Source organism: Paenibacillus sp. GP183, assembly GCF_900104695.1.
Lineage (GTDB): Bacteria > Bacillota > Bacilli > Paenibacillales > NBRC-103111 > Paenibacillus_AI.
In genome coordinates this window covers 192,914-214,039 of the sequence record NZ_FNSW01000002.1, presented here as the reverse complement: position 1 = coordinate 214,039, position 21,126 = coordinate 192,914, and the positions used below count along the sequence as shown (strand labels likewise).

The window sequence follows — 21,126 nt, the reverse complement described above, 5'->3', positions numbered from 1 at the left end:
ATCATGAACGATTTTTTCAATGCATCCATTTGGGAAAAAGCATGGAAAGACGATTCCGATACCGTCGTAAACAAGATGAGAAGGGCCGGAATCGATCCTGCCAGATCATTTGACCATAAGGCCAAGACCTTCAACGAACAATCGTTTAACGAAGAAGGAAGAAAGCGAACCAAACGAATCATGAACTGGCTGGAAGGACAAGGAGTTCAATTCGAAAACAGCTCCATTTTGGATATTGGCGCCGCATCGGGCGTATTCTCAGTACCGTTTGCGGAGCGAGGGGCCCGTGTAACCGCCATAGAGACTTCTCCCCCGCTGATCGAATTGCTGGAAGAAAACATATCAAACTTCGCCGAAGACCAGGTGAAGATTATTCCTGAAAAGTTTGAAGATATTGATGTTCAGGCCAAGGGCTGGAACCAGGCCTTCGATCTCGTCTTTGTCTCGATGTGCCCGGTCATTCACAATTGGGAGAGCGTGGAGAAGGTGCTCCAGTGCGCTCGAAAGTTCTGTTATATCAGTATGCCCGTAATTCCTGCGGAGCACAGCCTAGTGAATGAAATTTGGCCGCTCATCACTGGTCAGCCCTACCATACGAAACTTATGGAAATGGGATATTTGCTGCATCTGCTGTATCTTAAAGGTTATGCATACGAATCACTTATCACGCGGGAAGCGAAAACGACGGAAGTCTCCAGAGAAGCGGCGTTGCAGGAAGCGATGACTTGGCTTGGCCATCACCGTCTGCCTGTTGATGAGCGGAATCGGAACATCATTGCCGACTATTTGGAGCAAGCCTATCCGTCCGGAAAAGTCGTCATCCATGAAGGCGGACGTTTTGGAAAAGTACTGATTCAATTGCAAGATCTGAACATGTACACGAGAGAGATCTGAGTCCGGCAAGGGGGTTGCGTATTCATTTCAGAAAAATCAGAGATCACTTGCCGGCCGAGTACCGAAAAGCAGTCGTCTATTTTCTAAACGTGCCTGCTTGCTACGGGTCAACAGCCAACTTTGCTTTGTGGGATAGCGACAGCAGACAAATGGCATACCTCAAATACCACGTTTGGAAAGCTATGATACCAAAAGAACTACAATCCGCTTTTGAGCCTCTTACAAAGGCTATGGATAACTGGGAAGCTGAAATATTCGCCTACTTCGACTACCGCGTCACCAACGCTTATACGGAGTCTCTGAATAGCCTTATCCGTGTCATTAACCGTTTAGGTAGGGGCTATTCATTCGAAGTTTTACGAGCCAAAATACTTTTTACAGAGGGGCTTGCAAAACAACGGAAGCCTAAGTATCAGCGGCGGATCGATGACTACGTACTGGAAGAAAACTTCCCGATGTTCAAAATGCTACCTGTTATTCGTGAACCAGAAGAAACAACCCTGCTCGGTATCGATCTTTCCACCTTGATTGAGAAATTGGAGAAGGGCGAATTATAAGCCCTTTTCCACCATAAAATCCGAATACCCTAAATAAATAAATCACACAGACAGTCTGCCGGCATCATCGGTAGCCTTCGGAACTAACGGGTACGAGAGCTAAATACACAACAATGAGGTTGACAAGATGGAGAGAAAGTTTAATTCCAAACTTAAAAAACAGCAAGAACGTGAACTTCTTGATGAGTATCACAAATTGGTAACTGAACAAGCCTTGGAGCCATTGTATCAATCTTTCATAGAATGGAAACAAGGGAAATTGCCATATTTCGAACTAACTGAGCGAATCCACCTATTCCATAAAAAGAACCAGGAAATTTACAAGGACTTCGAGTACACAGGTCGCAAAGAACTCGTTCTCCTTGCAAAAATGAAACTGGACCGACTTACTAAGGAGGATATAGAAGAATATGGCTGGCTTCTGGAACGATGGGGATATGAGGACAATAACAGTTAGATAATTCTAAACATCAGATGAGGTTGCCGTGTTATATAAATCGGCAGCCTTATTGAAGTAACGGGCAGAAGAGTACAACAAATGGAGTTATAATTTAATTACAAAAGGAATGTGATTTATTAGTGATTTCCTCATTTTCAAAACGAAATTAATCATTGTATAAGGCATACCTAGATCTGGAAAAACTACATTATGCGCCGGTTAACTGTGCTTAGATTGCATTTCTTTAATGATTCCTAAAAATTGATTGACATCTTCGGATGGATGTAAGGGATATAGCAAACCATAGGGTATTGTGAAATCCAAATCGCTAGGGAGTGTCACTAAGGACGGGTGAATATCTGCCCATGCATCCAATGTTAAGAGGACAGAACCACTTTCCTCGCAACGGTTGAATACATCAAGATCAAAAAGTCGCAGAATATCTTTAATTTTGATTTTAGGATGGTTCCTTATTAAAAAATCACGAATTTCATCAATTACTGAACTTTTTCCACCGTTTACCACAACCAACTTCTCTCCATACAAATCTTTGACGGACAATGTTTTTTTGGAAGCCAGCCGATGGTTGCGAGATACGGCAAAGCAAAATCGACAACGTCCGAGCTCAAGTACACGGAAATAATCCTTCCAGTTTTCCGCAAGGGTTGGTCCTACGATAAAATCGAAACGTTTGCCAATTGTACGATAAGTGGTTGGGAGCGTATAAACATCATCCTCAAAATGGACGATGTTGATTTTGAACTGCGGATATTGGTCGCTGATTTCATTCCACAAATCTAGCAAAACCTTGCAGGGATTAAGCATAGAAGTTCCCACGCGAATAACAAACTGACTTGTCTGTGCGGCATGATGTGTACGCAGCAGGGCTTCTTGAAAGTACTGCATCATAAATGCCGCATCCTTGCTAAAGGACTTTCCGGCCTCGGTGAGCACAACACCATGGTTCGTGCGAATCAAAAGAGGAACTCCTACATGCTTCTCCAACAAATTCATTTGCTTCATCACTGCGGTTGGAGAAACAAATAGTTTTTCAGCTGCCTTTGAAAAGCTACCCGTCTCTGCCACCTGAATAAACGTGTTCAATTGTTCATTCATTCAAAGACACCTCTTTGTATAAACTCTTAGTTCATACCATATTAACTTGTTTGAACTTCCGTTTCAAGCGCTCTTACCATAACATTAGAAGGGAAGTGAAGAGAATGAAGGGAGCAAAAGCAATGCATACAAGAAAATTAAGAAATTTAGAAGTGTCCGCAATCGGTTATGGCTGTATGGGCCTATCTATAGGCTATGGCGATGCAACAGACCGCAGAGAGGCTATTGATCTGATTCGCAAGGCTTATGAATTAGGCAGTACTCTTTTCGATACGGCCGAGTTCTATGGCATGGGTTCCAATGAGGAACTGCTGGGTGAAGCACTTAAACCGATCCGTGATCAGGTTATCATCGCGACCAAGATTTTGTATGAAAAAAACGACGAAGCGAGCTCTACCGAGAAGATGCTGCAGCAAATCAGGGGGCGTGTGGAAGCTTCACTGAAAAGACTTGGAACCGATCATATCGACCTCTATTATCAAGCTAGAGTAAACAAGGACATTCCCGTTGAAGATATCGCATACTGCATGGGCGAACTGATTAAAGAAGGAAAAATCCTGGGCTGGGGGCAGTCGCAGGCCACAGAAGATGAAATAAGGCGCGCACATGCGGTAACTCCCTTGACGGCGATTCAGAGCGAGTATTCTATGATGGAACGGAAATTTGAAAAGGATGTGATCCCCACTTGTGAAGAACTCGGTATCGGTTTCGTTCCGTTCTCTCCGCTTGGTAACGGATTTTTGTCCGGGAAAGTCCAAGGCGATACTGAGTATGTCGGAATTGATGCAAGGAGAGTGATCACTCGCTTCAACAACGAGAATATTGTGGCCAATCAGCCATTGCTGGATTTATTGACCCGATTTGCAGAAGTAAAGGGTGCCACCCCGGCGCAGATTTCTCTAGCATGGATGTTGCATAAAAAAGAGTTTATAGTACCAATTCCTGGTTCGCGAAAACTTGAGCGAATTCAAGAAAATCTAGGGGCAGCTGACGTCGAGCTAACAGATGTTGAATATAATCAAATTGAGAATGAACTTGCTAAAATTGTGATCCACGGCGACAGAAAAGATGAAGATATTCACAGGCTGAGGGATCTCACATAAAAGTAGAGTCGGTGCAAAACTGGTGTATTCGTTCAATTAAGTACAACGAATGATGCGGCTGAAGCAAAATGAGAATTTAATGCTGTACTCGAAATATGCAACAACTTCTAAGTAAGTTAACGATAACTTGAATGAGTAAAGGACAAGTCTCGTAGCCTTGTGTCATTAAGCTATCGAGGAACTATAGCGAAACGAGACAAACGGCTGCCGGCAGATTGGCAGCCGTTAAGCTATTTGGCAGGATAGTTATGGAGGTCTCGGTGGTTCTGTGTGTTACCTGTATTGGTGGGAGTATAGATTTCGTTACACCGGTAGAAGCAGTTTTGCTATTCTTAGAATTTGCAATTCAAGTAAAGAAAGGACAGGGGCGCCCGCCCTGTCCTTTCTTAATAGATGAGGATAAACGCGTGATGATTTTACGGTTCGATCAAGGTTTACAGATCGACTCTCAAGGTGCCCAGCATCTTGGCGAACTTCGGATCGTGGTACGATAAGAAAAGAGTTTCCCGCGTATCGAGGGCGGAAATATGTTTCATATCGCCCGCGCTCAACTCAAAATCGAAAATGTCGAAGTTTTCGACGATCCGCTCTTTGCGTACCGATTTTGGAATAACAACGACTTCACGCTGAACAAGCCAGCGCAACACGACCTGGGCGACGGACTTGTTGTGTTTTTCCGCGATCGAGATCAGCACTTCGTTGCCGAACATGTTGTTGAGTCCTTCAGCGAACGGCGCCCACGACTGGTGCTGTACTCCCTGCTCTTTCATAAAAGCTGCGCTCTCGATCTGCTGGTAGAACGGGTGCGTTTCGACCTGGTTGACGGCGGGCACGAGTTCGTTATGCACGATGAGATCCATCAGACGGTCGGGAAGGAAATTGCTGACACCGATCGCCTTGATCTTGCCTTCGCGGTACAGGTCTTCCATCGCACGCCAAGCGCCGTAGTAATCGCCAAATGGCTGGTGAATAAGGTATAGATCGAGATAGTCGAGCTGTAGCTTATTCAAGGATTTGGCAAACGCCAGCTTGGCACTCTCGTAGCCGGCATCTTGAACCCAGAGCTTTGTCGTGATGAACAGCTCCTCACGTGGTACGCCGCTGCGTTTGATCGCACGTCCGACCGCTTCCTCGTTCAGGTAACCGGCGGCGGTGTCGATCAGTCGGTAACCGGCCATCAGCGCTTCATATACTGCGTTCTCGCATTCTTCAGCATCGGGAACTTGGTAGACACCGAAGCCGATGATCGGCATTTTCACTCCGTTGTTCAATGTTACAGTTTGCATTGTAATTCCTCCCATTGTTCAAATGTAAAACAGCAAATGGCGCGCATCCCGGGAATTGGGCACCGCAGCGGGGATTCCGCTTACGGCTGATTTGCATTACAATAAGCTTAGAGCCTTCGTGTAACACGAAGTCAAGCCGTCATCAATAAATTATTTCCCAAGGAGGATTCCACATGCATACGGTCAAAGAAGCCGCCTTGATAACGGGACTCACCGAGCACGCCGTGCGCTTTTACACGGATAAAGGCCTGGTGCCGAGCGTACAGCGCAATCAAAACAACATTCGGATGTTCGACGAAGAATCGATCAACTGGCTGCATGGAGTCAAATGCCTCAAGCAATCCGGGATGCCGATTGAGGTCATCAAAACGTACGTCGACCTCTGTCTCGAAGGGGATTCGACCATTCCGCAACGCAGCGCACTCATGATGGAGCATAAAGAAGCGGCGCTCGTTAAGCTCGAAGAAGCCAGACGGCATGTTGCCCATTTGGAACAAAAAACCGCTCTATATCAGGCCATTCTGGAGCACCGCTCTCCAGACACGACCAATCCCGGCAACTGGGACAAAATTCAGCATATGCATTGTGACGTATTTTACTCGCCCTCTGTTCGGAAGGCGTGAAAGATATTCGTGAGCACATCAACCGCTCTGAAGAAAATCTTCGGTTTAAAACTCCTGATTGGCTTGGCAATGAACAAGATCCACATCAGTCTAGATTGAACTAACGGGAAACGATAGTTGGAATATGTCATGTGCCTGGTGTTTAAAGGAGGTCTGAAGATGCTTCTTGGTAGCGGTCGCGTGGGGGCTATGGCGTTGGGAGTCAGACCGGAAGCAAGAACCTGGAGTTCAAAATTTTTTTTGTAATCAGACATAAACCAATCGAATATCTTTCTACGGATGCCACATCATTTAAGGAGAGATACGATGGAAACTTTCGATATAGTGATTATCGGTAGCGGGCACAATGCCTTGATAACTGCTGCCTACTTAACGCGCGCGGGTCGCAGCGTACTTGTCTTGGAGAAAAACGATCGCCCGGGCGGCTTCGTACGCACCGAAGAACTCACGCTCCCGGGATTCAAACATGATGTGTATGCGGCCGCTCATCCGCTCTTTACGACGGGACCGGCTTATGCAGAGCTGCGGGAGGCCTTGGAAGCTCGCGGGCTGCGCTATGTGAATACGGACCTGCCGACCGGTGTTTCTATGGAAGATGGGCGCACGGCCGTACTACCCCGCTCCTTTGAGGACCTCATCGCTGAGGCGGAACGGTTGGCTCCTGGAGACGGCACTGCTTTGGCAAGCATCTTTGAACAGTTAAATCCTTATGTCAACGATGTGTTCGGCCTGTTTGCCATGGATCTTTCCAGCCTGGAAGCCGCTCCCATCCTCAAGCGCTTACTTCACGAAGAGGGTCGCACCGGCTATTCGTCGTTCGCGGGGTCGTTGTTTACGACTGCTCGTCATGCGGTAAACTCCCTCCAGTCTCCTGTGATGCGGGGTATGTTGGCCTCTTGGGTCACCCATCTTGGCCGTACACCGGATGAAGTCGGAAGCGGAATTTGGGTCCCGCTCACCGTGATGGCACTTATGAGCGGCGGGATGCCTATTCCGGTAGGCGGCAGTGAAAAACTGGTTCAGGCATTGGCACAATTGGTGATGGATCAGGGCGGAGAGATTTTCACGGACTCGCAGGTCGAGCGCATCTTAGTGGAGAACGGTCGTGCTGTTGGCGTCCGTACAGCAAAGGGTAAAAAATACCTTGCCAAGCAGGCGGTCGTGGCCTCGACCACACCGGACCAATTGTATATCTCGCTGCTCTCCGATAGCGACATCTCCCCGACACTGCGTGCCCAAGCAAAACAGTATCGATACGGACGCGGCTGCGTGCAGATTCATTTGGCACTCAATGAGCCGCCACGCTGGCCGGATGCACGCTTTAACCGAGTCGGTCAGCCTCACCTGACAGATGGGCTGGACGGATTTACTTTGGCGATTGCACAGGGGATGGTCGATTTGCTACCGGCGAAGCCGACCTTTACCGTCGACTGTTCGACTAACCTCGATCCCACTCGTGCGCCTGCAGGCAAGGCGATCATGCGCATCCAAGTGCTTGAAGTGCCAACCCGTCCGCGCGGGGATGCTGCCGGCCAGATCGATGTGGGGGATGGCATTTGGACGCATGATCTCACGGAGCGTTTTACAGAACGCGTTCTGAATGTTGTGAGCAAACATATTCCGAACATCCCAAGCGCGGTGATCGGAAAACATGTCGTTACACCGAACTCAATCGCTCGATTCAATCCGAACGCGGGACCGGGGGATCCCTACGGCGGTGCGCACGATCTGGCACAAAGCTACCTGCTCAGCCCGCTGCCGGGACAACCAGGCCATCAGTCGGCGGTTCCGAATGTGTATATACTCGGCGCCGCGACCTGGCCAGGTCATGGGGTGAATGGCGGGTCGGGCTATATTGTAGCTCAACAACTCTTGTCGCAATAGAATAACGCTCTCACGTAATGGTGAGAGCGTTTTTTGTTTGTGAGTCGCTTAAATTGTTCTTCCATGCGGAGCGAGAAACAATCCTGCCTTTGGCCTAGGATTTCAATTCATTTCTAAAGAAAATTATTGAGGGACGGGTACATACTGGAGGAGCTTGCTTTGTTGCAGTTCCTTTTATTGAAGTAACCATCCATGACCTTTGGGTCACAAATTTTAATGAAAAAATCTCAATAGGTACAGTTTGACTAAACTCAACCTTTTTTTCATATCAACGGGCAGTTTACTTCAAAAGTAAAGTTGCAGGAGTTGAATGATTGTATTGAATTATAAAACAATAGAAACGTGAGGGAGTTGTTTACATGAGTTTAAAATGGAATGTAGGTTTGCTCTTATTTAACGAGGTAGAAGTCTTAGATTTTGCGGGTCCCTTCGAGGTATTTTCCATTACTGAGTTTCCTGAAACCGGAGAAAAGACTTTTCATGTAAAGACAGTATCTCAACATGGAGATCTAATTAGAGCCCGTAATGGACTAATGGTTAAACCTGATTACAGTTTTGAAACTGCTACTTCATTTGATATTCTTATTGTTCCAGGTGGTTATGGAGCAGAGGAAATAGAAATTCATAATTTGGAGGTAATTAAATGGATTCAAGAACAATCTACAAAAGTAGAACTACTTACATCAGTCTGTACAGGAGCGTTTCTTCTCGCAAAAGCTGGACTATTAGATAATAAAACAGCAACAACTCACTGGATGGATATAAATCGACTTGAAACTGAATTTCCAAACGTTAAAGTGTTAAGAAATAAGAGATATGTGGATGAAGGTAATATTATTACTTCTGGAGGTATATCATCAGGAATACATATGTCTTTCCATGTAATACGTCGTTTAATAAGCGAAGATATAGCCTTAAACACCGCAAAGCGAATGGAATATGAAATTACTAACATCTAACTATGTAATTGCACTAACGGAGAACGATAGTTCAATCTCAAGGGTTGCCTCGTGAATAACAACAACCAACCAGTTGCCAAAGATCCACGACAACTGGTTGGTTGTGTTATAGAACACCTTCATAAATCCCCCCCTTAATATTTTTGATTTGAAAAGGAATGATGCAGCTTTAAGGGAATATATACCAATTAGGATTTGATGAGACTTTACAACTCAAGATGGATTTAGATTAATATTGTTTTGCTCTATTGTGTTCCGGAGGTGAACCAGTATCAGGAAGACAATGTACCTTCTAAGAACTGCGTCCATCGTGCTAGGAATCTTATTGGCGGCTTCCCTAGTTGTCAATTTTCATCAGTATAGGACGATTGTAACTTCTCGACACGAGCATATCTCTCGAGTTAATCAAGTAGCCGATCGTTTGGTGCAAGAGACGGCTGACAACGAAAGAATGCTAAATGAACTACTGAAAGACAGTACGCTATCGGCTTCGACATTAAACCAGCTGACGGACACATATTTGGACTTATCCAAACAATCAGGTGAACTTTTTAACCTTGTTAAAACCATCGATTCGAGAAATCAGACCGTACTCAACAATTATACGTCGAATATTGCTTATCTTATCTGGATGTACTTTCGTAACGAGCAAGCAATGATTCGAGATATTCGAAATCTTGACGAGAACGAACGAACTCAAATAAATACGATCCTGAACGTCACCCATAACTGGAACCAAATTATTAAAGGCAAAACAGATGATCATCCACTATCATTGGAGAAAAATGCAAGAGTGGCTACTGATATTTTGACAGGTTTATCCGAATATGCTGAAAAAAACTACATGGATTTGGTTGATAAAAAGTTAATATTCGGTAAATAAGTTTTGTTGTCTTGTGAAGACATTGTGTTGATCAGCTCGAGTTGGCACCTAAACCGAACGAGCTTGATTCGCTAAACGCAGAAACATTTTGGGAGACGCTGACCGCGATTCATCACCGACCTCTGCTTCAATTCAAGCACGAACCTTGGTTGTTTGGAGCCTTGAGGTCGCTCGAGCGTTTATCTACGGACTCCCTACAACACCATGAACAAATTGCCAACCAGATTCGCATGATGAGCGATTATATGAGGAAAGGGATGGGTGCCATAATAAAGCGGGGTCAAGAGTTTGGGCTTATTCGCAAGGATTTGCCCGACGAATTGCTATTAGCTTGGTTTAAAGGAATTGACGGGGCTACAGACGAATGGCTGTTACAGCATGTGGATGAACTGGATGACCAAAGTTTTTTGCTCATCATTGACCTAGCGATCGATACGATCAAGAAAGCGATTCGCCTTAATAAGAACAAAATCATTATTAATCAGGAGGGATTATGAAAATGGTTCAAAACCGATTTCGACAGTTGATAGGCATCATGGGGATAATTGGCGTTATTGTTTTGATCACTTCCTTTATCATTAATCCTGCACCGCCGGCTGACGATACATTGGATCAATTAATCGCATTTGGCACCGCGCATAAAAACTCGATTCTTACGGGGGCTTGGATGCAGACGATGGGCACGATGCTGCTTGTTCTGTTCGCCTTCGCCATTGTCCATTTGTCCGGAGCAGCCAATCGCTTTTCCGGTTGGGCCTCCTTCTTCGGAGGGATGCTCCTGATGGTCGTCAGTGTGATCGAAGTGAACTTTTATCTTAATTCCCTCACGAGTACGAGGGAGACGGTTGTGGCCAATATCGATCTGATCAAGTCTACCCAACACCTCTTCTCAGGTGGGGGCGCCGGCCTTGTTTCTTTCGCTGGGTACCGTCATTCTCGGAGCTAAGACTCTCCCACGCCCTTTCGGCTATGCCGCGCTTTTCATTGGGGTCGCTTTTGCCATCATGGGAGTTGTTGCGCTCTACGGCCAATTTCAATATCTGGTCGATTATCTGGCAATGGGGCAAGGACTTTGGTGGTTGCTTGCGGCGATCGTTCTCCTTCTTCGCCAAAGGGGTGAGCAGAATTCCGCACACGGCAATCAATCAGCATAAAAAAATCGGAAATCGAATAGGAGGAGATGGTTAGTCCTGTCCTATCACAACATCTAGTACATGCGAGTTCCCACTAGGCTATGTTGAGGAGCTTGCTTTGCTGCGGCTCCTTTTTAGCTTGTTCATAACACGAGCTACAAGTTACTGAAACAAAGAAAGGATTATCTAATTTTAAAATAGAAGGATATCAAAAACCCAATATATCATAAGGAGGATTAAGATGGATTTGAAAATACATAGTGATTTTTCTAAAGCTAATCTGGACGAGATGAGAGGAATTTATAACTCGGTTGGTTGGATAAGACACACAAATGATATTATTAAACAAATTTATGAAGCAAGTAATGTTATTGCAATAGCTACAATTAATGGTCAAACTGTTGGATTGGGTAGAGCAATTTCAGATGGAGTTTTTAATGCTGCAATTTATGATGTTGTCGTCCACATAGAATTTCAGAAGCAAGGAATAGCAAAAAAGATTATAAATAATTTACTTGAAAATCTCTGTCATGTCTCATGCGTTCATTTAATTTCAACTACTGGAAATGAAGACTTTTACCGAAAGCTTGGATTTAAAAAAGTGAGAACGGGAATGGCGAGGTATTTAAATCAAATTCTTAGTAATGAGTACCTAGAATAAGTAAGGCTACAATTATTGCAGTAACGGGAAAAGAAAGTAGATGAGTTTGCCGTACTTTTTTCGTTTGTTGAAGTAACGGGCAGTATAACTCCACTGCTGCTTTCATTAATTAGGAAGAACGTGAGAACACCAAGGGGAATAAGAAAAAAAGTTGGTAGAGTTGTTAGTAACATATTAAAATTGGATTAAATAATAATTTGAAGGAGGGTTTCTTTGAGAAAAACGGCTTTGTTTTTAACTTTCTTAATAATAACTACGTTTTTATTTGGGTGTAGAGACACGGAAAACCAGCAATTTACGGAAAATGCAAAAACCGCAAAGACATATATAGAAAATGAAGGTTACAAAGTTTTATCATATGAAGGTTCTGTTTCGACTTACGTTCTAACAAAAGATTTAGTCAAAACATTGCCTTATTCAATGTACTGGACAATCCCAGGAAACAACCCTGAAAATGTATATGGAAAAACGGTGGAGGTTGAAAAATTTATAGTTAAAAACCACCCTTTGGATAACTACAAAAGTGGTAACACGAAAGCCAAAGGAAAAACGGAAGTTTATGTGCACCTAGCGGGTGGGAATGTTGTCGCTGGCACATCTTTCCCAGTTATGGATACACAATTAACGGGTGGCTATTGGAATATTAATGGTAAGACAAGAGATTAAAACAGTTATTGAATGATTGAACTAACGGAAACGATAGATCAATAACAAGATACAGCAGGCCACCGACAATAATCACGGTAGCCTGCTGTGCTAACAGACACTTTTTTTGAGCAGGGATATTCTTTGGGAGGACAAGGGGCTTTATGCTTGGGTAAAGCCCATTAACAACGGTATTAAACATTTTTGGTAATTTACTTGGTTCCCGGCGCTGGCATATCCACTCCCTGGACATGATGATTATGGCCATCATCTGTTGTAGTGTAAAAATCATAGTAATGGACATGCATACCGTTCCCAACCGGAATCGCGGGTCCAGAATGTGCTTTGTAATAGTGCTTGTGTCCATTTTCAAACATTACGTAACCTTCCGTGAAATGAATATGTCCTCCGTCAGCCGTCAGAATAGGTGGGGAGGTTACATCCAAACATTGGTGAACGTGTCCTTGGGCAACGGAAGTGTAATCAACTGACCCATGATTATGCTCCGGAACAAAACCAGGCACAAAAGTATCTTTGGTAACCGCCATTATTCAACACCCGCCTAATCACTTTTGTGCCTATTATATTCCGATTTACATGTCCTCGTCACCGGTTCTTCCCTGATAAGCGTTGCGTGCGGGTAACTCCCGTTAACCGTCTTAAACCCCTAAAAAAAATGATAATGGCCGCATCCTGAATCGGTATTGCATCACCAGTCGTACAGCGTATGAAATGTGTATGTCCGTCAGGTATGGGAAACACCTATCACGACGCCACGGTCAGCCGCCTATTTAATCGTTAGTTTGTTAAGCTAACGGAAAACGATAGCTCAATAAAGGACATGTACACAAAACACCATGTGCAAAACAGGAGCTGCGCCAACGTAGCTCCTGTTCAGTTAGGATATATAAAGTTGTTTAAATATGGTCGAAAAAATGCCCGACGATTTCATGAAAGAAGATCTTTCTGAACCAATAGGGAATGCGCTATTTATTCAACTCCGTCCGGAAATTGTTTCTCGTAATACTTGTCGCCCTTGTGTTTGAGATCGTCGATGGTTTGCTCTAGCGTTGAGATGATTTGCTCTTTCATCTGTCTCACGGTTTCGTAGAACGCCACTTCCTGATCACCTATTGGCTTGATACCAGCAATGGCTTGAGCCGCTACTAGCTTTCGGTGATGTTCCTCAAATTCATCCAGCGATTTGATCACGTGTTTGGTATAAAGTACGATATCTTTGTTTTTATCGGGAATTTCTATCTCCAATATTTCAATCGTTGTTTGATCATGGCTCAATCACTTGCCCTTCGCTAAAGTTATTTTTTGTTAGAAGTGTTAACGCCGTTGATAGTTAAATTCTTCCTATCATAAAAAAATCCTTCTTTTTAAAGCCATTTTTGTACTTCTCGAAATAAAACGCGAGATGATGGAGATGCTGTAATGCGGTTCCTTGCAAACTTGAGAAGCACACCCCTATTTTTCAATTATTAGTTTTTCACTGACTCAATTTTCATGACTTCAACCGGTTCTTTGTTCGATGGGTGAAGTACGTTTTTGATAATATCCATTAGCGGATAGCCTGTTAATGTTTGAGTCAACTCTGGAACTGAGGACATCATTTTTGTGATGTCCGAAGTGATTTTATTTATACCGGAAGTTGCACCATCCTGCGAGATAACGGTAATTTTGTCCACATTAGTTAGTGGCTGTGCAATGCGTTCTGCAAGCTCAGGTAAGATCCTCAGCATTTCGACGACTAATGCTTGTTGTGTATATTCCTTGTAAGCCTCAGCTTTTTTCTCTAATGCTTCCGCTTCAGAAAGACCAGCCATCTTAATGACCTCTGCTTCAGCTTTACCTTTGGCGAGCGTTGCTAATGCATCCGCGTCTCCACGTTTTATTGTGGTTTCTGCTTCTGCTTCCGCTTGAAGAATAGCTTGTGCTTTATCACCTTCTGCACGAAGCACAGCAGCCTGTTTATCTGCTTCTCAGGTTTAATTATGGTTGCCTGTAATTCTTTTTCCTTCAACTCAATCTCAGCATCACGTACCTTGGCATTTGCTTCAGCTTCTAATTGATTAATGCGGACTTTCTCAGTGATAATTTGCTGTTGTAGCTTGGATTGCTGCAACTCATACGCAAGGTCCGCTTGTGCCCGCTTTGCTTCTACTTCCAACTTGAATTCAGCTTGCTTCACTTCAAGCTCTTTCTGATGTTCGGATTCTTTGGTTTTTGAAGCAGATTCAGCTTCAATTCGTTCTTGGTGTGCGCTAGCTTGTGCAATGGCTGCTGCTTTATCTGCTTCAGCTTTGTTAATTGCAACGTCCCTCTCATTCTGGGTACGTGATATAGCGGCTTCTTTCTTAACTCTTTCAATTTCTGGAACCCCTAAATTATCTATATACCCAAGTTTATCCATTACCCTCTTAATAGTGAAGCTTACGACTTCCAACCCCATTTTATCTAAATCCTCCGAACACGTCTGACGCATTTTACTGTTAATTTCCTCAGGGTTTTTCAATATTGAGGAAACCTCCAATTGTCCCACAATACCACGAAGGTGCCCTTCTATGGAGTGCAAGATGATATTTTCTCGCTCAGTATCGGGTCTGTCCAGAAACTGCTCACTTGCAGTGAGGATTGCTGTAGGATCACTTTTGATTTTGATCTGTGCAACTGCTTCAATATTGAGTGCAATACCTTGTTTGGAGAACATCGATTGTTGTGGAACTACATCAAAACTCATAAGCATCATTGATATTGTTTTAGAGTTTTGTAAACCGGGCATTACAAACAGGCCTCCACCCTGTATAACTCGTTTCCCCCCAAGACCATAGACGATTAACGCTTGGTTTGGAGGGACTTTTTTATAGGCATTAATCATACTGGATAAGAGCAATAAAACGACAACTACAATGGCACCGATAATATAAATAACAACCATAGTACATGCACCTCTTTTTTGGAGTTAGAATTCATTGTTCTCAAACTTAGAAACTACTGCAATCCCTTTTTCAATTTTCAAAATAACCACTTTTGTACCTTTAGGGATTATCTGTCCATCTTGTTCCTTCACACCAATAGAGCGTGTCGTTCCATTTAAAATAAATTTCATTTCACCAATGCTTTCTATTTGAACTGGAATACTTATCGTACCTAGTGTTCCGGCAAGTTGGTAATCCATTTCCTTCATCACACTCTCATCGCGCAATAATACTTTAGATAAGAAAATGAACAATAATGCAGCAATAATAAAACCGGTGATAGTGGCGATGAAAATAATTAGTATTCCGCCGATAAAACTATTATTGAGAAGGATATAACCCATTCCTCCGAACCCAGTAAGGAATGCAAGAATGGTTGAAAGATTGAGCGGCGAGTGACCTGCATGAAAATCAGTAGAGTGGTTACCCAAATGGACATTCAAATGATGGCCACCGTGTCCCCCAAAAAAGCTTGTAATCAAGGTGAGAATCAGCCCTACCCAAAAACTTATGATATACAAGGTAAGCATAAACATATATCACCTCTCTTTTCGTTAGACGGTACGTTCTGTTGCGAAATGATTCTGACTTAACATATGGTACTGCAATTCAATCAAACCAATAATCATGACCATCCCAATGTCTTGATTATGAATCCGATTATTTGGCATCTAGCATTAAAAAAACCACAGAAGCACATGGCTCTCCGTGGTGAATGATAGTTGATCATGGCGGTCATCCTCTCTCATTCAACGCTTACGAGGTTAGCTGACGGATTAGGGCAACGAGATTGCCCTACCACCAGGCAAATAAATATCTGCTTGATGGATTCACCCCATACGATAACCAAAAGTTATCGTCAATGGTTCCCCCGTTCCTTATCAGGATTCAGCGATTTAGGAACAGTATTTAATTGATGAATTGAATAATACTCCTACTTGTAAATAATGTAAAATCGGATGTTAAATGAATTGATGACAATATAAAGATAATAGTTAAAGTGAAGGCGCATACAACACTGTTTTTCTTTCACTATCTAGAGTTTTATCAGGAATTCTCTATATTTTATGATTGAACTATAGGGGATCGATAGCTCAATAAAAATACCACAGCAGGCTACCGCAAATTTAATCACGGTAGCCTGCTACGCTAACGGGCAGTATAGTTCCACTGCAACATTAGTTAGCGAGCTTTCGTTACTTAGGGTAAAGAACGTGAGAACACCAAGGGGAATAAGAAAATCAAGTAACACATTAAAATTGGATTAAATAATAATTTGAAGGAGGGTTTCTTTGAGAAAAACGGCTTTGTTTTTAACTTTCTTAATAATAACTACATTTTTATTTGGGTGTAGAGCCACTGAAAACCAGCAATTTACGGAAAATGCAAAAACCGCAAAGACATATATAGAAAATGAAGGTTACAAAGTTTTATCGTATGAAGGTTCTGTTTGGACTTACGTTCTAACAAAAGATTTAGTCAAAACATTGCCTTATTCAATGTACTGGACACTCCCAGGAAACAACCCTGAAAATGTATATGGAAAAACAGTGGAAGTAGAAAAATTTATAGTTAAAAACCACCCTTTGGATAATTACAAAAGTGGTAACACGAAAGCCAAAGGAAAAACGGAAGTTTATGTGCACCTAGCGGGTGGGAATGTTGTCGCTGGCACATCTTTCCCAGTTATGGATGCAAAATTAACGGGTGGTTATTGGAATATTAATGGTAAGACAAGCGATTAAAACAGTTACTTTCATATTGAATCATTCAACTAACGAAGAACTATAGCTGAGGAGCTTGCTACGTGGCAGCTCCTTTTTCGTTTGTTGACGAACGGGCAGGATAGTTACTTCAATAACATTAGATAAGTCATCTTTACAAAATTCTGGTCGTGAAAAAGATTGCTCTTAAAGGAGGTGTATGATACAATACGTATCATTATGAAGGGAGTTGATTTCTTATACCAAAAGAAGTGGCCTGAAGGTTACCCTTCCCTGACATCAGAGCGCAGAATTAATTCGCAATGTATTTCGTCTGATCAATATTGATTTTATTGGTTGTTCCCGTCGTTCCGGCTTCATGTCTGTGTACTCAAATTCCATTTGCTCTGCTCGAAGAGTAATGCTCTCCGTCGGTGGACCCTCACTTTTAACTTCCGAAAATTGGTAACTTGCTTTGTAAGTCTTAATAACGAAATAATGAATGCCTTGGAATTTCAAGATAAACATACTTCATTGGAATTGTATTTTAATGGCCATGTGAATCACTCCAAACATACGTTTGTATCGATTATATCAAACATTATGTTCTGATTGATATGTCAACCTGAGTATAGCCATATTTTGAAATTATTTCAAAGTAAGTAAAATTAAATGTTGAGGTGATCTAATGAGTATGTGGAGAATGAGTGGAATTATGGGTAGAGGTAGTTCAAACAGTTTATTCAAACGTTTTCAGCAAACTTCAATGGTTCTCTGTTGTCTGGGAATCGCTTTAGTGCCTACGGTGGCATCAGCCGCTTCAGACGTTCAATTTAACTTAGTGACAACAATCGATTTACCTGGAAAACCAGGTGCAGGAGATGTTGTGGCGGCTGATCCCTTACTCCACAAAGTTTACCTTTCCCAAAAAGGAAACAACAACGTTATTGTGATTGATACGGACACGAATACAGTGGCTGCAACCGTGTACGGTGTAAATGTAGGTAATGGTTTGACGTATAATTCTGATTATATCTTTGTTGCGTCAGAGAAAGACGAAGCTGTTGTAGTCATATCGAAAAAAGATTGGTCAATCGTTAAGAAAGTCCCTACGGGAGGCAAAGCACCGGACAGCATAAATTACATTTCTAAAGAAAATGCTGTTGCTGTAGTCAACAATGGGAGTAATACGATGTCATTCATTTCGGCTCAAAGTCCATTTTCAGTTATAGCCACCATGAATTTGAAAGATTCCCCCAAAGTAGGTCCAGATCTGGGAGTTTATGTACCAGAGACGAATACGCTATACCAACCAGAGGATAACAATGTCTTAGTCATTAACCCAAAAACACATACAATTGGCAAAATGTTTACATATGACTTGCCAGAAAAAGAACCTTTAAGAGGTTTGTATTTTGATTCAGTTAAAAAAATCCTTTGGATCGCTACAAAAGGCAAGCAGATGTTTGCAGTGGATGCAACGTCGGGTAACATAGTTGCCAAGTTTGATGCTACTGCAGGACAAGACCAAATAACGGTTGATCTTAAAAATCGTATTTTGTTCGCTGCGGAATCATCTACCGGGTTGGCAGAGGTCATTGATATGGATGCTATGCGAAGGTTACCTGACTTGTATGTTGGCGGCAAAAAAGGTGGCTCACATACATTAGACATTATGCCTGATACGAATACGATCTATGCCTTTGAACCACTCCTCAATAAAGTGGCTGTAATTAAGATTGAAAAAACTTTTCCAGCATATGTGCTTTCGCCCGATGACGCCAATAAAGGAATTGCATTATTGCAAGCAGCTTATAAAGCCACAGATGATGATGTGGTAAAAGCCGGGTTTCATCGGCTGGCCAATGAATTTCGGAAAGCTTCCGGCCAACCGATTGAAGACTAGTCTCTAACAATGCATAATTATTTTTGCGGCAAAACCAGAGAATACGCCAAAGGTATTACCATCGCTAATTATTATAGATATTTACCAATAATATGATTTCACCACTGGCTTCGAGATGTGTACCCCTTAAAATAGACATTGAGAAAACATCACTCAATAGCGATCTGTATAAAGGGGTGCATTTTTATGGAGAGCTGGATTGCATTTGAATTAGTGTTGCCAATTTAAAATGTTAAGGTAGAGGAGCATGTATCACAAATGTTCCTCTTTCGTTTTATCACTATTAGACATTTTATGAACAAATAAGAATAATGCATAGAAAGATCTCATCGTTCCAAAAAAAGAACTCTATAATAATAATAGGTAATAAATAACATAAAAGAGCTGTGATACCAAATGAAAATTGGTTACGCAAGGGTATCAACAATCGATCAGTCATTAGACATGCAACTTGATGCTTTAAATCTGGTGGATGTGAACGTATTTACACGGAGAAAGTGGGGGAGCTTGCTCAACGTCAGCTCCTTTTTTGGTTTATTGAAGTAACGGGCAGTAAAATTGAACTATTAGTTGTGATAGCCAGACGGGGATACATAACCTTGTGGCGGCGGTATGAGACTAATGACATAGAAATTATAAGTAAATATTACTATTGTTTATAAATATGTATTGGGGATATATTGATAAAGTAAGAATGAATCATATTACGCTTAATTCTTTGGATTAAAGAAGCGGGGGAACCAAGTTTTCTGGGGTGAGTACACTTTTTAAGTGTTAGGGTTAACTTTCGACCCGAGTCCGTCAGCTAACTTCGTCAGCGTAGAAAGAAAATGATAGAAACATTAAATGGGACCTTTAAACTTTAGGGCTCTATTCCCTCGCTTCCTTTTTTCGGTCAAGAGAAAGAAGGAGAAATTAGACATGCTTTTTAAGAGCGTAACCAAAGAGGTAAAGAAGCTTTTTCTATTTAAAAGGTCAAACGCTTCTGTACAACGACAAGAAGAGATTCTTCACTTAAAGCGACGGCTGGAGGAGTTCGACATTCAATTTTCGAATTTGGCATATCAGTCATCAGGCGTCGAAACACGGACTTTAATGGAAATAAGCAGAACGGTCGCACAAAACAATGAGTTGCTAAACACACTAAGTTCGGAAAGGGAATTAGCGGTTCAACAATTACTAGCCAATCGCGTTGGCATTTCCCCAAAAATTTTGGAGGAACATCACCAATTTATCGTAACCATGGCTCATATTTTTGGTGGTCCGTATCCTTGCCTTAGAGAGTACGTCAGAAGCAGTATAACATGAGCCTGGTTGAAGGATAAGACTGCTTCTATATATTTTTTCGGTTGTTACTTCTCCATTATGCCCGTCAATAACCAATTTTTTGATCGTATGTTCGCATTGAACTAACGGTACACTGATAGCTTAATAAAAATACGACAATAGGCTACCGCAGATTTTCTCGGTAGCCTGTTGTGGTAACGGGCAGGTTAAATGGACCTGAAAGTTATTAATGAAATCTAAACCAAGCGAACCATCCTTTTTCCTTATCCTTTGCTACAAAAATTTGACCATGAGAGGCATCATATGCTGGCAAAAAATTAGGGAAAAGTATCTCGATAAAGGAAATTTACGAGTCCAACTCATGGTCTAATGAGTCTTGACGCTGCAACTCAAAGATATGCTTGGCATGGTCAACACCATATTGAACAAATTACCTCACTTAAAAAACGCATGGGATGGTAATGGGTTGCCTTGTTAAACCAACGGGAAACGATATCTGAATTGCGGCTGCTCGTCGGCAGCCGTTTGTTTATTCCCTCCGCAAACGGGCAGAATAGTGCAACAAATCATACGTTGTCATTGGAAGGAAATTACTTTTTGGAAGCGAATACAATAACATTAATTACCGAATTTAATCGAAGAATATTTTCCAGATTATATAGAACTAGGAGGAGTTAACTGTGGCAACAATTGAAGTTATTGATATAGTGAAAGACTTCCGGCAGTATCGCAGATTTTCCGGATTATTCGGTGCTTTCTGCAATTTGATTACAAGAGAATATACGATTAATAGAGCAGTTGATAACATTTCTTTCAAGATTGAACAGGGGGAGGCAGTTGGATACCTCGGTCCCAATGGTGCAGGGAAATCTACCATGATTACCAAGAATTATTCGCTATATATTCGCCACAGTAATGCTTTCCCATATCGTAATAGGATTCAGGATATGTTGTTGGCAGTGGAGTTATCTGAAGGACTTTCCATTCGTTATGTTTCTTGTCCCATGTGTACGCATTAGGAATAATTCTTTCTAAAGCTTCCCTCAGTCCTTCGTTTGTAGGG

25 protein-coding genes, 1 pseudogene and 2 riboswitches are annotated in these 21,126 nt (G+C 42.4%); of the genes and pseudogenes, 18 read left to right on the top strand and 8 right to left on the bottom strand.

The window, feature by feature from the left end:
• Positions 1-3: 3 nt before the first annotated feature.
• From BLV33_RS27705 to BLV33_RS27695, 3 genes are all read left to right on the top strand, one after another.
• Positions 4-894: a class I SAM-dependent methyltransferase gene (locus BLV33_RS27705; protein ID WP_090799568.1), complete on the top strand. Its 891-nt coding sequence runs from the start codon at positions 4-6 to the stop codon at positions 892-894.
• A 14-nt stretch (positions 895-908) separates the two neighbouring features.
• Entirely contained in the window at positions 909-1,451 is a 543-nt protein-coding gene (locus BLV33_RS27700; RefSeq protein ID WP_366414868.1) for a transposase, read from the top strand.
• 127 nt (positions 1,452-1,578) lie between these two features.
• Positions 1,579-1,908 (top strand): hypothetical protein, encoded by a 330-nt coding sequence (locus tag BLV33_RS27695; protein WP_090799566.1) that lies wholly within the window; start codon positions 1,579-1,581, stop codon positions 1,906-1,908.
• A gap of 201 nt (positions 1,909-2,109) precedes the next feature.
• Here BLV33_RS27695 and BLV33_RS27690 read toward each other — a convergent pair whose 3' ends face one another.
• Positions 2,110-3,006: a LysR family transcriptional regulator gene (locus BLV33_RS27690; RefSeq protein WP_090799565.1), complete on the bottom strand. Its 897-nt coding sequence runs from the start codon at positions 3,004-3,006 to the stop codon at positions 2,110-2,112.
• Positions 3,007-3,110: 104 nt separating this feature from the next.
• Between BLV33_RS27690 and BLV33_RS27685 the strand changes: the two genes are divergently transcribed.
• On the top strand, positions 3,111-4,109 hold the full coding sequence (locus BLV33_RS27685; RefSeq protein WP_253187289.1) for an aldo/keto reductase: 999 nt from the start codon (positions 3,111-3,113) through the stop codon (positions 4,107-4,109).
• 434 nt (positions 4,110-4,543) lie between these two features.
• Here BLV33_RS27685 and BLV33_RS27680 read toward each other — a convergent pair whose 3' ends face one another.
• Entirely contained in the window at positions 4,544-5,395 is an 852-nt protein-coding gene (locus tag BLV33_RS27680; RefSeq protein ID WP_090799563.1) for an aldo/keto reductase, read from the bottom strand.
• A 173-nt stretch (positions 5,396-5,568) separates the two neighbouring features.
• Between BLV33_RS27680 and BLV33_RS27675 the strand changes: the two genes are divergently transcribed.
• From BLV33_RS27675 to BLV33_RS27665, 3 genes are all read left to right on the top strand, one after another.
• Complete coding sequence (locus tag BLV33_RS27675; protein ID WP_090799562.1) at positions 5,569-6,018, top strand: MerR family transcriptional regulator; 450 nt, start codon at positions 5,569-5,571, stop codon at positions 6,016-6,018.
• Positions 6,019-6,324: 306 nt separating this feature from the next.
• Entirely contained in the window at positions 6,325-7,902 is a 1,578-nt protein-coding gene (locus BLV33_RS27670) for a phytoene desaturase family protein (RefSeq protein ID WP_090799560.1), read from the top strand.
• 359 nt (positions 7,903-8,261) lie between these two features.
• Positions 8,262-8,861 carry a DJ-1/PfpI family protein gene (locus BLV33_RS27665; RefSeq protein WP_090799559.1) on the top strand — a complete coding sequence of 200 codons (600 nt, stop codon included), beginning with the start codon at positions 8,262-8,264 and terminating at the stop codon, positions 8,859-8,861.
• Here BLV33_RS27665 and BLV33_RS30545 read toward each other — a convergent pair whose 3' ends face one another.
• A complete protein-coding gene (locus BLV33_RS30545) occupies positions 8,862-8,984 on the bottom strand; it encodes a hypothetical protein (RefSeq protein WP_290439088.1) in 123 nt (40 codons plus the stop codon). It lies immediately after the preceding gene.
• Positions 8,985-9,144: 160 nt separating this feature from the next.
• Here BLV33_RS30545 and BLV33_RS27660 point away from each other — a divergent pair, with 160 nt between their 5' ends.
• The 6 genes from BLV33_RS27660 (at position 9,145) to BLV33_RS27635 (ending at position 12,204) form a co-directional block, all read left to right on the top strand.
• Positions 9,145-9,744, top strand: a complete 600-nt coding sequence (locus tag BLV33_RS27660; RefSeq protein ID WP_090799557.1) for a hypothetical protein — start codon at positions 9,145-9,147, stop codon at positions 9,742-9,744.
• Positions 9,745-9,785: 41 nt separating this feature from the next.
• A complete protein-coding gene (locus BLV33_RS27655) occupies positions 9,786-10,241 on the top strand; it encodes a hypothetical protein (RefSeq protein ID WP_090799556.1) in 456 nt (151 codons plus the stop codon).
• Complete coding sequence (locus tag BLV33_RS27650; RefSeq protein ID WP_171909408.1) at positions 10,238-10,690, top strand: hypothetical protein; 453 nt, start codon at positions 10,238-10,240, stop codon at positions 10,688-10,690. Before BLV33_RS27655 ends, BLV33_RS27650 begins: the two co-directional genes overlap by 4 nt.
• Entirely contained in the window at positions 10,653-10,898 is a 246-nt protein-coding gene (locus BLV33_RS27645; protein ID WP_090799553.1) for a hypothetical protein, read from the top strand. Before BLV33_RS27650 ends, BLV33_RS27645 begins: the two co-directional genes overlap by 38 nt.
• Before the next feature lie 220 nt (positions 10,899-11,118).
• Positions 11,119-11,538, top strand: coding sequence for a GNAT family N-acetyltransferase (locus BLV33_RS27640; RefSeq protein WP_090799551.1), 420 nt, complete (start codon positions 11,119-11,121; stop codon positions 11,536-11,538).
• A 213-nt stretch (positions 11,539-11,751) separates the two neighbouring features.
• Positions 11,752-12,204, top strand: a complete 453-nt coding sequence (locus BLV33_RS27635; RefSeq protein ID WP_090799549.1) for a hypothetical protein — start codon at positions 11,752-11,754, stop codon at positions 12,202-12,204.
• Between the two features lie 191 nt (positions 12,205-12,395).
• Here the strand turns inward: BLV33_RS27635 and BLV33_RS27630 are convergent, their stop codons facing one another.
• The 5 genes from BLV33_RS27630 to BLV33_RS27610 form a co-directional block, all read right to left on the bottom strand.
• Positions 12,396-12,734, bottom strand: coding sequence for a YmaF family protein (locus BLV33_RS27630; RefSeq protein ID WP_090799548.1), 339 nt, complete (start codon positions 12,732-12,734; stop codon positions 12,396-12,398).
• A 439-nt stretch (positions 12,735-13,173) separates the two neighbouring features.
• Positions 13,174-13,479 (bottom strand): hypothetical protein, encoded by a 306-nt coding sequence (locus BLV33_RS27625; protein WP_253187288.1) that lies wholly within the window; start codon positions 13,477-13,479, stop codon positions 13,174-13,176.
• A 191-nt stretch (positions 13,480-13,670) separates the two neighbouring features.
• The gene (locus BLV33_RS27620; RefSeq protein WP_090799546.1) at positions 13,671-14,150 is read right to left on the bottom strand and encodes a flotillin domain-containing protein; all 480 of its coding nucleotides are present in this window, start codon (positions 14,148-14,150) and stop codon (positions 13,671-13,673) included.
• Positions 14,081-15,127, bottom strand: a complete 1,047-nt coding sequence (locus BLV33_RS27615; protein ID WP_090799545.1) for a flotillin family protein — start codon at positions 15,125-15,127, stop codon at positions 14,081-14,083. The genes BLV33_RS27620 and BLV33_RS27615 overlap by 70 nt, the downstream gene beginning before the upstream one ends.
• Positions 15,128-15,151: 24 nt before the next feature.
• Positions 15,152-15,703: an NfeD family protein gene (locus BLV33_RS27610; protein WP_090799543.1), complete on the bottom strand. Its 552-nt coding sequence runs from the start codon at positions 15,701-15,703 to the stop codon at positions 15,152-15,154.
• A gap of 201 nt (positions 15,704-15,904) precedes the next feature.
• Positions 15,905-16,071, bottom strand: a riboswitch (cyclic di-AMP (ydaO/yuaA leader).
• 388 nt (positions 16,072-16,459) lie between these two features.
• Between BLV33_RS27610 and BLV33_RS27605 the strand changes: the two genes are divergently transcribed.
• From BLV33_RS27605 to BLV33_RS27585, 5 genes and pseudogenes are all read left to right on the top strand, one after another.
• Complete coding sequence (locus BLV33_RS27605) at positions 16,460-16,912, top strand: hypothetical protein (protein WP_090799542.1); 453 nt, start codon at positions 16,460-16,462, stop codon at positions 16,910-16,912.
• A gap of 661 nt (positions 16,913-17,573) precedes the next feature.
• Positions 17,574-18,776 carry a YncE family protein gene (locus BLV33_RS30325; RefSeq protein WP_253187287.1) on the top strand — a complete coding sequence of 401 codons (1,203 nt, stop codon included), beginning with the start codon at positions 17,574-17,576 and terminating at the stop codon, positions 18,774-18,776.
• A 396-nt stretch (positions 18,777-19,172) separates the two neighbouring features.
• Positions 19,173-19,273 (top strand): annotated as a pseudogene (locus BLV33_RS30960) (recombinase family protein); the annotation flags it as partial.
• A gap of 200 nt (positions 19,274-19,473) precedes the next feature.
• A riboswitch (cyclic di-AMP (ydaO/yuaA leader) is annotated at positions 19,474-19,610 on the top strand.
• Between the two features lie 87 nt (positions 19,611-19,697).
• Positions 19,698-20,084 (top strand): hypothetical protein, encoded by a 387-nt coding sequence (locus BLV33_RS27595; protein ID WP_090799540.1) that lies wholly within the window; start codon positions 19,698-19,700, stop codon positions 20,082-20,084.
• Between the two features lie 659 nt (positions 20,085-20,743).
• Complete coding sequence (locus BLV33_RS27585; protein ID WP_090799539.1) at positions 20,744-21,082, top strand: ATP-binding cassette domain-containing protein; 339 nt, start codon at positions 20,744-20,746, stop codon at positions 21,080-21,082.
• Positions 21,083-21,126: the final 44 nt, after the last annotated feature.